11 protein-coding genes are annotated in these 15,415 nt (G+C 68.5%); 8 read left to right on the forward strand and 3 right to left on the reverse strand.

What is annotated here, in order from left to right:
* Nucleotides 1–2: 2 nt before the first annotated feature.
* Entirely contained in the window at nucleotides 3–2,441 is a 2,439-nt protein-coding gene (locus E0H50_RS35615; protein WP_131295414.1) for a glycoside hydrolase family 65 protein, read from the reverse strand.
* 143 nt (nucleotides 2,442–2,584) lie between these two features.
* On the opposite strand from E0H50_RS35615, the gene E0H50_RS35620 reads away from it, so the two are divergent.
* Together E0H50_RS35620 and E0H50_RS35625 are read left to right on the forward strand one after the other, a co-directional pair.
* Nucleotides 2,585–3,010 (forward strand): DUF2267 domain-containing protein, encoded by a 426-nt coding sequence (locus E0H50_RS35620; protein ID WP_131295415.1) that lies wholly within the window; start codon nucleotides 2,585–2,587, stop codon nucleotides 3,008–3,010.
* Nucleotides 3,011–3,029: 19 nt separating this feature from the next.
* Nucleotides 3,030–4,136, forward strand: a complete 1,107-nt coding sequence (locus tag E0H50_RS35625; protein WP_131295416.1) for a site-2 protease family protein — start codon at nucleotides 3,030–3,032, stop codon at nucleotides 4,134–4,136.
* Nucleotides 4,137–4,261: 125 nt separating this feature from the next.
* Here the strand turns inward: E0H50_RS35625 and E0H50_RS35630 are convergent, their stop codons facing one another.
* Both E0H50_RS35630 and E0H50_RS35635 read right to left on the reverse strand, forming a co-directional pair.
* On the reverse strand, nucleotides 4,262–4,984 hold the full coding sequence (locus E0H50_RS35630) for a ribosome hibernation promotion factor (protein ID WP_131295417.1): 723 nt from the start codon (nucleotides 4,982–4,984) through the stop codon (nucleotides 4,262–4,264).
* Between the two features lie 57 nt (nucleotides 4,985–5,041).
* Complete coding sequence (locus E0H50_RS35635) at nucleotides 5,042–5,671, reverse strand: CBS domain-containing protein (protein WP_131295418.1); 630 nt, start codon at nucleotides 5,669–5,671, stop codon at nucleotides 5,042–5,044.
* Nucleotides 5,672–5,835: 164 nt separating this feature from the next.
* Here E0H50_RS35635 and E0H50_RS35640 point away from each other — a divergent pair, with 164 nt between their 5' ends.
* The 6 genes from E0H50_RS35640 to narJ all read left to right on the forward strand — a co-directional run bounded on the left by E0H50_RS35640 (nucleotide 5,836) and on the right by narJ (nucleotide 15,414).
* Complete coding sequence (locus tag E0H50_RS35640; RefSeq protein WP_165547414.1) at nucleotides 5,836–6,735, forward strand: universal stress protein; 900 nt, start codon at nucleotides 5,836–5,838, stop codon at nucleotides 6,733–6,735.
* A gap of 29 nt (nucleotides 6,736–6,764) precedes the next feature.
* Nucleotides 6,765–7,979: a hypothetical protein gene (locus E0H50_RS35645; protein WP_131295420.1), complete on the forward strand. Its 1,215-nt coding sequence runs from the start codon at nucleotides 6,765–6,767 to the stop codon at nucleotides 7,977–7,979.
* Nucleotides 7,980–8,106: 127 nt separating this feature from the next.
* Complete coding sequence (locus E0H50_RS35650; protein ID WP_202868483.1) at nucleotides 8,107–9,360, forward strand: MFS transporter; 1,254 nt, start codon at nucleotides 8,107–8,109, stop codon at nucleotides 9,358–9,360.
* Complete coding sequence (locus E0H50_RS35655; protein WP_131295421.1) at nucleotides 9,357–13,037, forward strand: nitrate reductase subunit alpha; 3,681 nt, start codon at nucleotides 9,357–9,359, stop codon at nucleotides 13,035–13,037. The genes E0H50_RS35650 and E0H50_RS35655 overlap by 4 nt, the downstream gene beginning before the upstream one ends.
* Entirely contained in the window at nucleotides 13,037–14,698 is a 1,662-nt protein-coding gene (narH, locus tag E0H50_RS35660; protein ID WP_131295422.1) for a nitrate reductase subunit beta, read from the forward strand. The genes E0H50_RS35655 and narH overlap by 1 nt, the downstream gene beginning before the upstream one ends.
* Nucleotides 14,695–15,414, forward strand: coding sequence for a nitrate reductase molybdenum cofactor assembly chaperone (gene narJ / locus E0H50_RS35665; RefSeq protein ID WP_131295423.1), 720 nt, complete (start codon nucleotides 14,695–14,697; stop codon nucleotides 15,412–15,414). Before narH ends, narJ begins: the two co-directional genes overlap by 4 nt.
* Nucleotide 15,415 lies beyond the last annotated feature (1 nt).

The following is a 15,415-nucleotide window of genomic DNA, read 5'->3' on the forward strand; positions in this document are numbered from 1 at the left end:
CCTCAGCTCGGGGCTGTCCAGGTGTGGCTGTCGCCCGGCTTCAGCAGCCGGGTGTTTCGGTAGCAGCGGACGGCGATGGCGGTGCCCGGCCCGGGATCGACCGTGACGGTGACCGCCGTGCTCGAGATCTCGGCGATCAGGCGGTGGCCGCGGTACCGCAGCGCCATCTCGAGTGCGCCCAGCTTGGCGGGCCAGCGCGGGCCGAACCGCAGGAGGTCGTTGGTGGTGGTGAGCCCGGTGAAGCATCGCTGGATCAGGTCGGCGCTGCCGGCCATCGCGCCGAGGTGGATGCCTTCCGCGGTGGTGCCGGTGCGGAGCGCGTCGCCGGCATCGCTGTGCAACGCTTGCTCGAGAAACGCGAGCGCGCGGTCGGGATCGAGCGCCGCCAGCCCCCAGGCATGGACGATCGCGCTCAGCGACGAGCCGTGGCAGGTGCGTGCGAGGTAGTACTCGACGGTCTTCCGGACGACGTCGGCGGTCAACGGGTAGCCGAGCCGGTGCATCAGGACGGAGAGGTCGCGGCGGGGGAGCAGGTACAGGAGCATCAGTACGTCGGCCTGTTTGGAGACCTGGTACGACGTCACGTCGCGGCCCTCGGCTTCGAGGATGCGATCCAGCCGCCGGATGTCGCCGTACGTGTCCCGATACCGCGGCCAGTCGAGCTCGCTCAGCTGCTCGTAGCCCTCGAACTGGCTGATCACGCCGTCGTGGAAGGGTACGTACATGCGGCGGGTGAGCTCGTCCCAGTGGTTGCGTTCCTCCTGACGGAGACCGAGCGACTCGATCAGCTCGGTCCGTCGCCAGGCCGGAAGCTGGTCCAGGGCGCGGGCGGCGACATCGAAGAGCCAGACGGCCATGATGTTCGTGTAGGCGTTGTTGTCGATGCCGGGTTCCGAGCGCCCCGGGTACGACGTATGGAACTCGTCGGGACCGACCACACCCCGGATCACGTAGCGGTCGCGACCGGCGTCGTACTCGGCGAGGGACGCGAAGAAGCGGGCGACCTCCACGATGACCTCGGCGGCGTGATCTGACAGGAAGTCGGTGTCGCCGGTGGTGTCCACGTACTGCCACATGGTGTAGGCGACGGCGAGGCCGACGTGCCGTTGCCGATCCGTCCCGTCCTTGGTCCAGTGCCCGGAGAGCGGGTTGAGGTGGAGCCGCTGGCTCTCCTCGCGTCCGTCGCTGCCCGACTGCCACGGGAACATCGCGCCCTGGAGACCGAGCTGCCGAGCTGCCAGCCGGGCGGCGGGGAGTCTGCGGCACCGGTAGCGCAGCAACGCGCGGGAGAGTTCCGGCAGCCGGAGCGTCAGCACCGGGAAGACGAAGAGTTCGTCCCAGAAGACGTGGCCGCGGTATGCCTCGCCGTGCAGCCCGCGCGCAGGTACGCCGGCATCCGGGTCAGCGCTGTGGGGCGAGACGGACTGCAACAGATGGAAGAGGTTCAGCCGGAGCGCGGGCAGTGTCCCGTCGTACGACTCCTCCAGATCGATGGCGAAGCGGCGCCACAACTGGGACCAGGCCAGCACATGGGCTTCCAGGAGTTCCGCGAAGCACGGCGCGCTGTCGAGAGCGGTTTGGGTCGCGAGTTGGGGTTCGGAGATCGCGTCGTCACGGCCGCCGTGGATCGCGGCGACCTTCTCGACGGTGATCACGTCGCCTGCGGTCACGTCGCCGGTGAGTTCGCCGTACGCCGAGGTGTCGTCGGTGCGGGCGTTCCAGTCCATCTCGTGGTGAGTGGCAACGGTTCGCGTGCCGACGGAGATGCGGTGGTGCGACTGACTCGTGGTCGCCGTCACGATGAGGTTGCTGTCAGCAACCAGTGGGGTGATGCCGGTCAGATGACGACTGGCCAGCTTGCGGTACCGTTCGACGCCGGCGTTGACGACGTTGCCGTGGATCGCGGATCCGATGCGGAGCCGGCCCGACCAGTTCACGGCCGTCACGGCGAGGGTCTGACCGGCGAGATGGGGGTCTGCCATGCTCACGAAGCGGCGTTCGGCCCCGCGTATCTCCCGGCCGGCCGCGTCCCGGAGATGGAACCGGCGGGTCACGACACCGCGTCGCGCGTCGAGCTCGAGCTCGTAATCGAGGACCTCGGTGTTGTCCGGTGTCCACCAGTCGCCGGTGTCGACGGCGAAAGTCAGCGGCAGCCAGTCGGGGATGTTGACCAGGCTCTCGTTCTCGACGCTCGTCTCAGCGACGGTGTCGGTCAAACGGTTGTAGTAGCCGGCCAGATAGGTCCCGGGGTAGTGGTGATCGCCGGCCACCGAGCCTGCCCACGCTCCGCGAGTGGCGCAGTAGCCGTTGCCGGTCGTGCACAGGGCCTCGCGCCGGCGCTCGTCCGCCGGGTCGTAGCCGCTGAACGCGAGCAGCCAGCCGGCCACGGTCCCACGGGCCGGCCGGTGCTCGGCAGCCGTCGCTGCGGACCCGGCGCTCATGGCACGACTGTGCGCTGCCTGCCGAGCCTCGCACAGGGCCGAAGGTCCCGTCGGACCGAACAGATCGGCACGCCTACAAAGGACACCTGCGCCTGGCCCGGCCGCGCCTGTGAATGCACGCTGGCTGGTATGGGGAGGCTGTGATGAATGCCATCAGAGTGGAAGCAATCGATCACGCGGAGCGGACGGCCCGGTTGTGGGTCGCCGGCGTCGCGATGGAGTTCGGCACCGCCGACAAGCAGTTCGCCTACCGGGTGCTGCGGGCGTGGCTGCACACGCTCCGCGACCGGCTCGGCGTGGAGGCGTCGGCCCAGTTCGCCGCTCAGCTGCCGGAGTTGCTGCGGGGCGTGTACTACGAAGGCTGGGACCCCAGCCGGGTCCCGCAGAAGCTCGGCGCCGAGGAGTACCAACAGCGGTTCGCCCACGAAGCGGTGGTCTCACTCGCGGAGGTGCCGCACGTCGCGACGACCGTGACGCATGCGATCGACAAGCTGAGTTCGCCCGGCCACGTGGCCCACGCCCTGGAGCAACTGCCCCAGACCCTGCGCTCCATCCTCACCGGAGGATGACGATGACGGCAGCACCGCTGTGAACGAGACGGTCCGGTTCGGCCGGATAGCCGGCATTCCGGTTGGCGCGCACTGGTCGGTGCTGTTGATGGTGCTGATCATCAGCGACGTGCTCGCGACGTCTGCGCTGCCCGAGCTCGTGCCCGGTCACGGCGCCGCGGCGTACTGGCTGACGGGCGTGCTGACCGCGATCGCGTTCGTCGCCTCGCTGCTCGCGCATGAGCTCGCGCACGCGCTGACGGCACGCAGGTTTCGGCTGCCTGTCCAGCGCATCACGCTGTGGATGCTCGGCGGCGTCAGCGTGTTCGGCAGTGAACCGAAGACACCGCGAGCGGCCTTCCTGATCGCAGGTGCCGGCCCGGCCATGAGCTTTGTTCTCGGAGTGCTGGGCGGTGCCGCCGGTATCGGCCTGCGCTCCGCCGATGCTCCCGACCTGCTTCTGTCCTCGGTTCTGTGGCTGGCAGTGATGAACGTCGTACTCGGGCTGTTCAACCTGCTTCCGGGTCTGCCTCTGGACGGCGGCCGGGTGCTGCGCGCGCTGCTGTGGCACTGGTACGGCGATGCCGACCGCGCGACCGCCGTGGCGTCCGTCGCCGGGCGCGTGGTCGGCGGAGTCGCCGGTGCTGCCGGTGTCCTGCAGTTGGTCACCGGCGATCCCGGAGGCTTCTGGCTGATCGCGGTCGGCTACGTGATCGTCCTCGCCGCGATCGGCGAGGGCGCCCAGGCCCGTGCTCGCCGGATGACCGCCGGTCACCTGATGCGCACGGCAGAGGCCACCGGGAGCACGTCGACGCCGGTCGACCAGTTCATCGGCCAGGTGCTGGGTTCTCAGGAGCTTGTCTTCCCGGTCGTCGGTCCCGACGGCGGCGTCGCCGGCTTGGTCAGCGTCGGCCAACTTGCGGCCGTACCGCCCGACAACCGATCCACGACCACACTCGGTGCCGTCCTGGTCCCGCTGCAGCGCATCCCGGTCGTCGGTCCGCGGACGCCGCTCGCGGAGCTCCGGCAACTTCTCCCCAACGCCGAGGACATCGCCGTCGTGTTCGACGGCCCAAGGCTCGCGGGCCTGATCACCGGCTACGACCTCGTCCGGGCGACCGACCACGAACTGCCGAACAAGCACTGACCTGCGCGCCGAGTTCGATGTTGCCGCGTGGGCCCGGTAGCCCGGAGTGCGCCAGCAAATACGGCTCGGCGTCGTCCAGGCCGCCGAGCGCTCGCTCGTACTCGTCGACCTTGCTCATCGCGGGTTCAGGACGAGGTGATCAGGCCGAGGCGGCCGTCGTGGCGGACGTAGAGGACATGGCCGCGCAGCCGGGCTGGGTCGCGGTAGAACACGAAAGGTTCGCGGCCGTTGCGGAGACGTTGTCTGGCCTCAGCGAGAGTCAGGACCGCGACACCAGCCGGGCCGAGTACGCCATATCCGCCGGTGTCCGTGCGGTAGGTCAGCGCGTCCGCGCCGTCGGGCCCGGTGAAGAGATAGAAGTTGTGGTCGAGGAGATCCATCTCGTACGCCGCCTCGTCGGGCGTCATCGGTTCGAGTGTGAAGGTCTTGCGCCGGATCACCGGGCGGTCGCCGGAGACCGGTCGCGATGGTTCGGGTGCATCGCCGTGCCGCCATTCGTGCTCGGTGGCGACGGCGAGCCAGCGGTGCCGCGTGCGGGTTCGTTCACGGAGCTGGACGAGCTGGCGCTGCAGGCGGTCCACGACAAGGTCAGCCGCCTCCCGGAGCTCGGTGGCATCGACTCGGGCGCGGATCGGCGTACCGTTCACGTCGATGGACACCTGGGCTCGGGCGGGGTGCTCGAGCGCCGGATTCGGTTCGTGCGTGAGCGTGACACGGACGTGCAGGACCCGGCCGGACGCCTTCGCGAGCACGTGCTCGATCCGCCGGAGCGCGTAGTCGGCGTCAGCGCGCGGCACAGTACCCCGCGCCGTGTACTGGATCGGGATCGTCGTCGGTTGCGTAGTCATCGAACCCTCCTGGGACTCGGCTCTGGTGTCGTCGCGAGCCGTCTCGGGGGAGCCAACTCAGGTCCCCGTGGACGGCTGACCGTCCATCACGCGACTGCTCAAGCGGTTGATCTGTACGCCGATCACGCCGCGGACCGTGCCGGTGAGGACTTCCGCGAGGTGGCGTTCGTGGGGATCGGCAGGGCCGGTGATGGTGACGATGCCGTCCTGCACCTGAACCTCCCAGTCCGGCGACTCGGCGTGGAGAAGGTCGGCCACCTCGGTCTGGACGCGGCGGTCGCGGCCGGCGAGGAGGTGGATCACGTCGCTGCGGCTGATGATTCCAACGACCCGGTTGTGCTCGACGACCGGCAGGCTCTTCACCATCGTCTGTCGCATCAGGTCGATCGCCGCCTCGAGATCCTCGTGCGGCCCGACGCTCACGACCAGGTGCGTCATGACGTCGGCCACGCGGCGCGGTGGGGTCGGACCGGGGATCTTGAGCACGGTCGCCGGGACGCGGTCGCCGATCAGGTTCTCGTCCTCCACGAGGTCTGCCTCGCTGACGATCCCGACCAGCGCGTCGCGCCGATCGACGACCGGCAGTGCGGTGATCTTCGCGTCGTCCATCAGTTGAAGCGCCGCTGAGATCAGGGTCACGGGGGTCACCGTGGTCACCGGTGTGGTCATCAGGTCCCGGATCAGCATCGTTCTCACCTCGTTCGTGCCGCCTCGCTCTTTGGTGCCACCGTCTCCCTGTTCGGGCCGAGCAGGTAGGGAGAGAGGTCCCGCCGCCAGAGGTACGACGACTCTTCTCCGCGATCCGAACCGCGGGACGCTTGAGGTGACCGAGCGGCGTGGAGGGCAGAGGCGTGACTACCTGGGAGCGGAGCGGACCGGTCGTCGCGGAGGTCGACGGCACGGCCGAGAGCCTGCGCGTTGTCGACTATGCGTACCTCGAGGCTCTGCGTGCGCACGCCGAGTTGTTGCTGGTCGCACCGTACAGTCCGGGTGCGAGTAGTGCGGAAGCCCGAACGGAGTCATCGGCGGACGACAGGCTCCGGGCTGCCGCCCGCCACGCGCGGCAGAAGTACGGCGACGGGCTGCGGATCGATACGGCGTCTCGGGAAGGCTCGCGTCGGCGCGCACTCGGGGAGGGTGCGTGGCACGCCCGGATGCTGGTGGTCGGCAGGAAGCGCGTCCAGGGACCGCGCCGCCTCGCTGTGGCCGAGGCGAACTTGTCCCTGGCCGGACGGGTCGGGTGCCCGCTGGTCGTCGTACCGCTGTCCTGGCGTCCGGGTTTCACGGATCGCCGGGTGGCCGTGGGCATCGACGGGACCGCGCTGTCGAACGAAGCCGTCGAGTTCGCGCTCAGTACGGCGGCCTCGCGCGACGGCGATCTGATCGTCGTCCACGCGGCTCCGTCCCGAGACGTGACCAGGCGCGCAGAAGAGGAACACCGCTGGATGACACGTGCCGATCAGCTGATCTCGGAGGCATTGGCGCAGTGGAGGAGCGAGTTTCCCGCGGTCCGCGTCACGAGGTTCGTCAGCAGCCGGCCGGTGCCGGAGGCGCTCGTGCGGGAGAGCAACGAGGTTGGCCTCGTTGTGGTCGGTGCGCACCTCGGGGCAGGTCCGACGTCCGACCCCGTGGTCCGGGCGTCCATTGCGGCCATGCCGTGCCCGGTGGCCATCGTTCCTCACCACCCGAGGGAGGCAGTCAGCGGCCCAGTAACCTGTCGAGCCAGTACACGGTCGGTTCTCACTCCGTAGTCACCGGCAGGCCTCAGAAGGAGTACCGCATGATGCAGGTGGGCGCGGCGGCGATCGACATCACTCCGGCATGGCCGATCCCGCTCGCCGGATTCGGGTCTCGGCAGGGGACCCTGGCCACCGAGGTCGCGGATCCGCTGTTCCTGCGCGTCACGGTCCTCGCGTCCGGCGGCACGGGCGCGGCGGTGGTCGCCGCCGATCTGCTCAGCTGGGGCCCGGAGCTCGTCGACCGGCTCCGGCCGCTGGTCGCCGAAACCCTCTCGGTGCCGGCCGACTGCATCACGTTCACCGCGACGCACACGCACTCCGCGCCGCAGACCGCACTGTGGCACGCGCCGATCCTGGGCCGCGCGGACCCGCGCTATCTCGAGTTCTTGACCGATCGGGTCCTCGCGGCGTCCGCCGCGGCTGTGACCGCGCTCGAGCCGGTCACGGTTCGACGGGCCAGTCGTGCGCATGACCTCGGCAGCTATCGCCGCGCCGACGTCGAGGACGGGCCTCGCGACGACGAGTTGACGACCGTGACGTTTCGCCGGGCCGACGGTTCGCTTCTCGCCGCGTGGGTGCACTACACCTGCCATCCGGTGATCAACGCCGCGAACACGGTGACGCCCGATTTCGCCGGACTTGCCTGTCTGTCGCTGGAAGCCGAGACCGGCGGCGTGATCTCGTACCTGCAGGGATGCTGCGGTGACCAGAATCCGGGGTCGTTCGCCTACGAGGGGGTGGCCGCGGCCCGGCGGGAGGGCGCACGGCTCGCTGACACGATTCGGAAGACCATGGCCGACGAGGGAGGGGAACTCTCGCCCACGGCGATCAGTGCCTCGTGGTCGACGGTCGAGTTGCCGTTCCGATCCGTACCGACCGAGGACGAGTTGCGGGTAGCCGGCAAGCAGCCGGGCGCCGAGGGCGAGTGGGGCCGCTGGTACCTGGCCCACCCCGAGCGGCTCGCACCCACGGCGAGCCTTGCGCTGCAGCGGCTCGACCTGCTCGACGGCCTGTCGCTGCTCGCGATCAACGCGGAGGTCTGCGTCGAGTACGGACTCGCCGTACGTGCCGCGGCGGCCAGCAGATATCTGCCCGTCGCGTACGCGAACGGCATCATCGGCTACTTGCCGACGGCGGCGCAGATCAGGGCCGGTGGTTACGAGCCCGTCGAGTCGGCGCGGTGCTATCTGCTCCCTGGTCTGTTCGCGCCGGAGATCGAAGACCTCACCTTGGCGGAGATCCGCAGGATGCTGTGATCGGCTCGGTCTGCCTAGGGGTGAAGACTGGGGCTGTTGCGGACTGATGCGGGACTTTGGTCCCATAGGCAGAGTACCGAACGTCAGTAATGGTGATGACCATGATGATTTCGGAGAGCGGGCGCGGATGACGTCGTCAAAGCCGGCAGCAGAAAGGACCAGGGCAGCCTCACCGGGGCTGATGCTCGCCGTCGCGACAATTGGCTTCGCCGTCAACTTCTGGGCCTGGGCGCTGATCAGCCCGCTCGGGCCGCTGTTCCGGCAGAACGGGACCCTCGGGACGCTGAGCGAGTCGGACGTCGCGTTGCTGGTCGCGGTCCCGGTGATCGTCGGTTCGCTGGGGCGCATCGTGGTCGGGGCGCTGACCGACAAGGTCGGCGGCCGGGTGATGTTCCCGATCGTGTCGGCGGTGACGATCGTGCCGATCCTGTTCATCGCGTTCGTCGCGCTCGACTCGTACGCCTTGCTGCTGGTGGGTGGCTTCTTCCTCGGTATCGCGGGGACCACCTTCGCGGTCGGCGTACCGTTCGTGAACGCGTGGTTCCCGCCCGAGCGCCGCGGCCTGGCCGTGGGTGTCTTCGGCGCCGGCATGGGTGGTACGGCGATCAGCGCGCTGACCACCGTGAAGTTGTACGACGGACTGGGAGCGCGGACTCCCTTCCTGATCACGGCGGCGGCGCTGGCGGTCTACGCGGTCGTCGCTTGGTCGGTCCTGCGCGATGCTCCGGGACGCACCGCGCCGACCACCTCCCTGGTGAAGAGGCTGGCGGCCAACGCGAGGCTCCCGATCACCTGGCAGGCCTGCGTCTTGTACGCGGTGGCCTTCGGCGGGTACGTCGCGTTCTCGGTGTACCTGCCGGCGTACCTCAAGACCGACTACGGCCTGACCCCGGCGGATGCGGCGAACCGGATGGCCGGCTTCGTCGTCGTCGCCGTGATCATGCGCCCGATCGGCGGGTGGCTGTCGGACAAGTTCGGGCCGATTCCGGTCCTGGCCGCGGGGTACGCCGTGGTGGTGGCCGGCGCCGGTGTGGCCGCGACTCATCCGCTGCTCGAGCACATCGGCACGATCGCGTTCCTGGGCATGGCCGCCGCGCTCGGCTCGGGCAGCGGCGCCACGTTCGCCCTGATCGCCAAGGTCACGGACCCGGCCCGGGTCGGTGGAGTCACCGGCCTGGTCGGCGCCGCCGGAGGCCTCGGCGGGTTCGTACCTCCGCTGGTCATGGGGTACGTGTACGGCCGCACCGATTCCTACGCGATCGGCCTCTGGCTGCTCTCGGCGACCGCGGCGTTGACCCTGCTGCTGACCCTGACCATCGTGAGGAAGACCGCTCGGCCAACCCTCCAGGACCAACGCCAGACGAGCGAGGAGCCTGCATGAGCCTGGACAACGAACTCACCGAAGCTCTGGTCCGCACCCGGCGCTTCTTCACCAGAGGCACCGTGTCGGACGACCTCAGAACCCTGACCAAGAAGGGCGGACGCCAGGCCGACGACTTCTACCGCGATCGTTGGAGCCACGACAAGGTGGTCCGCTCGACCCACGGTGTCAACTGCACCGGATCGTGTTCGTGGAAGGTGTACGTCAAGGACGGCATCATCACCTGGGAGACCCAGCAGACCGACTACCCGTCGGTCGGACCCGACAAGCCGGAGTACGAGCCCCGCGGATGCCCGCGGGGCGCCGCCTTCTCCTGGTACACGTACTCGCCGACGCGGGTCCGCTATCCCTACGTGCGTGGTGTGTTGCTGCAGATGTACCGCGAGGCCAAGAGCCAGCACGGCGGGGACCCGGTGAAGGCGTGGGCGCATGTCGTCGACAACCCGCAGCGGGCGAAGGCCTACAAGTCCGCACGCGGCAAGGGCGGGCTGGTCCGCGCGACCTGGGAGGAGGCCACCGAGCTGGTCGCGGCGGCGTACGTGCACACGATCCAGAAGTGGGGACCGGACCGGGTCGCGGGGTTCTCGCCGATCCCCGCGATGTCGATGGTGTCGCATGCGTCGGGTGCCCGGTTCACGTCGCTGATCGGTGGCTCGATGCTGTCCTTCTACGACTGGTACGCCGACTTGCCGGTGGCGTCGCCGCAGATGTTCGGCGATCAGACCGACGTACCGGAGTCGGGGGACTGGTGGGACGCGGGCTATCTGGTGATGTGGGGCTCGAACGTCCCGGTGACCCGGACGCCGGATGCGCACTGGATGACCGAGGCGCGGTACCGCGGGCAGAAGGTCGTGGTGGTGTCGCCCGACTACGCGGACAACGTGAAGTTCGCCGACGAGTGGCTGGCCATCAGGCCGGGGACGGACGGCGCGCTGGCGATGGCGATGGGGCACGTGATCCTGAAGGAGTTCTTCGTCGATCGCGAAACGCCGTACTTCCGGGACTACACGAAGAAGTACACGGACCTGCCGTACCTGGTGGCGCTCGAGCCGACGGACGGAGGAGCGTATCGGGCGGGGAAGTTCTTGACCGCGGCGGACCTGGGCCAGGACGAGGAGAACGCGCACTTCAAGACCGTGCTCCTGGACTCGGTCACCGATCAGCCGGTGGTCCCGAACGGTTCGCTCGGCCACCGGTTCGGTGACGCGGGCGCCGGCCGCTGGAACCTCGACCTGGGCGAGGTGGATCCGCGGCTGACGCTGCATGAACCAGGCGGTGCGTCCGTGGCGGTGGAGCTGCCGCGGTTCGACACCGTCGACGGCGCGCCGGGGACGGTGTCGCGAGGAGTGCCGGTCCGCCGGATCGGCGAGCACCTCGTCGCCACGGTCTTCGACCTGATGCTGGCGCAGTACGGCGTCGCGCGCGATGGGCTCGAGGGTGACTACGCCACGTCGTACGACGACGCGACCGCGCCGTACACGCCGGCCTGGCAGGAGCCGATCACCGGCGTACCGGCGGCGGCCGCTGCGAGAATCGCCCGTGAGTTCGCGGCCAACGCCGAGGAGTCGCGGGGCCGTTCGATGATCCTGATGGGCGCGGGAACCAATCACTGGTTCCACTCCGACACGATCTACCGCGGTTTCCTCGCGTTGACCACGCTGACCGGCTGCCAGGGCGTCAACGGTGGCGGCTGGGCGCACTACGTCGGCCAGGAGAAGTGCCGGCCGATCACGGGCTGGGCGCAGTTGGCGTTCGGGCTCGACTGGGCCCGGCCGCCGCGCCAGATGATCCACACCGCCTATTGGTACCTGCACACCGACCAGTTCCGGTACGACACGTTCTCCGCCGACACGGTTTCGGCCGCGACCGGTAGCGGGCTGCTCGCCGGGCTCAGCACCGCCGACGTGATTGCCAAGAGCGCGCGGATGGGCTGGATGCCGTCGTACCCGACCTTCAACCGCAACCCGCTCGACCTCGCCGACGAGGCTGCCGCCACGGGCCGGCCGGTCGGGGAGCACGTGGTCGACCAGTTGCGGTCGGGCGAGCTGCGGTTCGCGGCCGAGGACCCGGACTCGCCGGAGAACTTCCCGCGGGTGCTCGCTGTCTGGCGGGCGAACCTGCTCGGATCGTCGGGCAAGGGCAACGAATACTTCATGAAGCACCTGCTGGGCACCGACAATTCGCTACGAGCCACGGAGGCCGGTGAGAGCCAGCGTCCGCGCGATGTGGAGTGGCACGAGCAGGCGCCGGAGGGAAAGCTCGATCTACTGCTGACGCTGGATTTCCGGCAGACCAGTACGACGTTGTTCTCCGACGTGGTGTTGCCGGCGGCAACGTGGTACGAGAAGCACGACCTCAACACCACTGACATGCACCCGTTCGTGCACTCCTTCAACCCGGCGATCGCACCACCCTGGCAGACGCGCACCGACTGGGATGCGTGGCAGACGATCGCCGAGAAGTTCAGCGAGCTCGCCGCGACCCGTCTCGGGACGCGCCGCGACGTGGTCGCCGTACCGCTGCTGCACGACACGCCGGACGCGATGGCCAACCCGCACGGCGTTGTCCGGGACTGGAAGGCCGGCGAGTGCGAACCGGTGCCAGGGGCAACGATGCCGAAACTCGTCGAGGTGGAGCGCGACTACGCCGCGGTGGGCGCACGGATGCAGGCACTCGGCCCGGTGCTCGACAAGCTCGGTGCGACGACCAAGGGCGTCACGTACGACGTCAGCGCCTCGATCGACTACCTCCGCCACAAGAACGGTGCGATCCGCGGCGGTCCGGCGGACGGGCGGCCATCGCTCAAGCGGGACGTTCACGCCTGTGAGGCGATCCTGGCGCTGTCCGGCACTACCAACGGACACCTCGCAACGCAGGGATTCAAGACGCTGGAGAAGCGCACCGGTACGCTGCTGCATGATCTGGCGGCCGAGCACGAGGGCAAGCAGATCACGTTCGCCGACACGCAAGCGGCACCGGTACCGGTCATCACGTCGCCGGAGTGGTCCGGCTCGGAGACCGGTGGTCGCCGGTACTCGCCGTTCACGATCAATGTCGAGCGGCTCAAGCCGTGGCACACGCTCACCGGCCGGCAGCACTTCTTCCTCGACCATGACTGGATGGCCGAGCTCGGCGAAGGCCTTCCGGTGTACCGGCCGCCGCTGAACATGGCCGCGTTGTTCGCGGAGCCGTCGGTGGGTGATCTGCAGGAGGCGGTCGGGGGAGTGACGGTCCGGTACCTGACGCCGCACAACAAGTGGTCGATCCACTCGGAGTACCAGGACAACCTGTTCATGCTGTCGCTCAGCCGCGGCGGGCAGACGATCTGGATGAGCGACCGGGATGCCGCGAAGATCGGTGTCGCGGACAACGACTGGATCGAGGCCGTGAACCGCAACGGTGTGGTCGTCGCGCGGGCGATCGTCTCGCACCGGATGCCCGAGGGCACGGTCTACATGCATCACGCGCAGGACCGGTTGATCGACGTACCGCTGGCAGAGGCTTCCGGCAAGCGCGGAGGCATCCACAACTCGCTGACCCGGATCCTGATCAAACCCAGCCACGTCATCGGCGGGTACGCACAACTGTCCTTCGCCTTCAACTACCTCGGGCCGACCGGGAACCAGAGAGACGAGGTCACCGTGATCCGTAAGCGGTCCCAGGAGGTGACCTACTGATGAAGGTCATGGCGCAGATGGCGATGGTGATGAACCTCGACAAGTGCATCGGGTGCCACACCTGCTCGGTCACCTGCAAACAGGCGTGGACCAATCGGACCGGCACCGAGTACGTGTGGTTCAACAACGTCGAGACCCGGCCGGGCCAGGGCTATCCACGAACCTACGAGGACCAGGAGACCTGGAAGGGCGGCTGGACCCTCAACAAGCGCGGTCGGCTCACGCTGAAGGCCGGTGGCCGGCTGAGGAAGCTGCTCACGATCTTCTCGAACCCGAAGATGCCGTCGATCAACGACTACTACGAGCCCTGGACCTACGACTACGCCAACCTGACCGATGCGCCGGCGCAGGAGCACACGCCGGTCGCGCGGCCGAAGTCGCTGATCTCGGGCAAGGACATGAAGATCTCCTGGTCGTCGAACTGGGACGACAACCTGGGCGGGTCGGCTGCTACGGCTGAGCGGGACCCGGTCCTGAAGAAGGTCGGTGACAAGGTCAAGTTCGAGTTCGAGCAGACCTTCATGTTCTACCTGCCGCGGATCTGTGAACACTGCCTCAACCCGTCGTGCGCGGCGTCCTGCCCGAGCGGCGCGATCTACAAGCGCTCCGAGGACGGCATCGTGCTGGTCGACCAGGACCGGTGCCGGGGCTGGCGGATGTGCATCTCGGGATGCCCGTACAAGAAGGTGTACTTCAACCACCGCACCGGCAAGGCGGAGAAATGCACCTTCTGTTTCCCGCGGATCGAGGTGGGTCTGCCCACTGTCTGTTCCGAGACCTGCGTCGGCCGGCTCCGCTACCTCGGTCTGGTGCTGTACGACGCCGACCGCGTTCTCGAAGCGGCGTCGGTACCCGATGACCACGATCTGTACGAGGCGCAGCGGTCGATCCTGCTCGATCCGAACGACCCTGACGTCATCCGCGCGGCCGAACGGGACGGCATCCCCCGGGACTGGATCGACGCCGCGCAACGATCGCCCGTGCATGCGCTGATCAACAAGTACCAGGTCGCGCTGCCGCTGCATCCGGAGTACCGCACGATGCCGATGGTCTGGTACATCCCGCCGCTGTCACCGGTCGTCGACGTGGTGCGCGAGACCGGCGAGGACGCAGAGCGCCAGGAGAACCTGTTCGCGGCGATCGACGCGCTGCGGATCCCGATCGAGTACCTCGCCGAACTCTTCACCGCGGGCGACGTCGCTCCCGTCGACCGGGTACTGCGCAAGCTCGCCGCGATGCGTTCGTACATGCGGGACATCAACATGGGCCGGGATCCGGACGGCGCCATCCCCGCCGCTGTCGGCATGGGCGAGGAGGACCTGTACGACATGTACCGGTTGCTGGCTCTCGCCAAGTACGACGAGCGGTACGTCATCCCACCTGCGCACGCCGAGCAGGCTCATGCGTTGGAGGAGCTCGCCTGTTCGCTCGACTACGAAGGCGGTCCGGGGATGGGCGGTTCGGGTCCGTTCGGCGAGGGTTCCGGCGTACCGACGCCGATCGCGGTCGAGAACTTCCAGATGCTGCAGGACCGTCAGACCTCGGACACACTCGCCGCTCCCGACGACAAGAGCGCGCGCGTGAACCTGCTGAACTGGGACGGCAAGGGCGCTCCCAGCGGGCTGTTCCCGCCGAAGCCGGAGGGGCCGGATCAGCGATGAGCCCACTCCTGCGCAAGTCCGATCGATCCCGTCACGGTCTCGACGCCACGCAGCTCACGGTGGCCTGGCAGTCGGCGTCACTTCTGCTCGGCTACCCCGACCAGCAGTTGATCGACCGGCTCGACCTGATCGTCCGTGCCTCTCATGAACTCCCGCGCCGACTGGGGGAGTTGCTGCGGGCAACCGCCGGAAATCTCGCCGGCACTCCGCTGGCCGAACTCGAGGCCGAGTACGTCGAGACATTCGACAGTCGCCGCCGGCACAACCTGTTCCTCACCTACTTCGCGTACGGTGACACCCGCAAGCGCGGCGGCGCATTGCTGCGGTTCAAGCAGACGTACCTCGCTTCGGGCTTCGAGCTCGACGAGACCGAACTGCCCGATCACCTGTGCGTCGTCCTCGAATACGCGGCCACCATCGACCGTGATGCGGGCAGACGGCTGCTTCTCGAGCATCGAGCCGGACTGGAGCTGCTCCGGCGCGGGCTGACCGACAGCGGTTCACGGTGGGCCGGAGCCGTCGAGGCGGTCACCGCCACCCTCCCGCCCCTGCGCGGTGACGAGATGGAAGCAGTTCAGCGGTTGATCGCCGAAGGTCCACCGGACGAGGAGGTCGGACTCACGCCGTACGGCGCCGCGTTCGACACAGGCCCCGCGCAGCCGGCCAGTTCTTCACCCATCGCACTGCCGATGCCGACGTTCCCGGGAGCCCGCTGAC

This window comes from Kribbella sindirgiensis (assembly GCF_004331435.1).
Taxonomy (GTDB): Bacteria; Actinomycetota; Actinomycetes; order Propionibacteriales; family Kribbellaceae; genus Kribbella; species Kribbella sindirgiensis.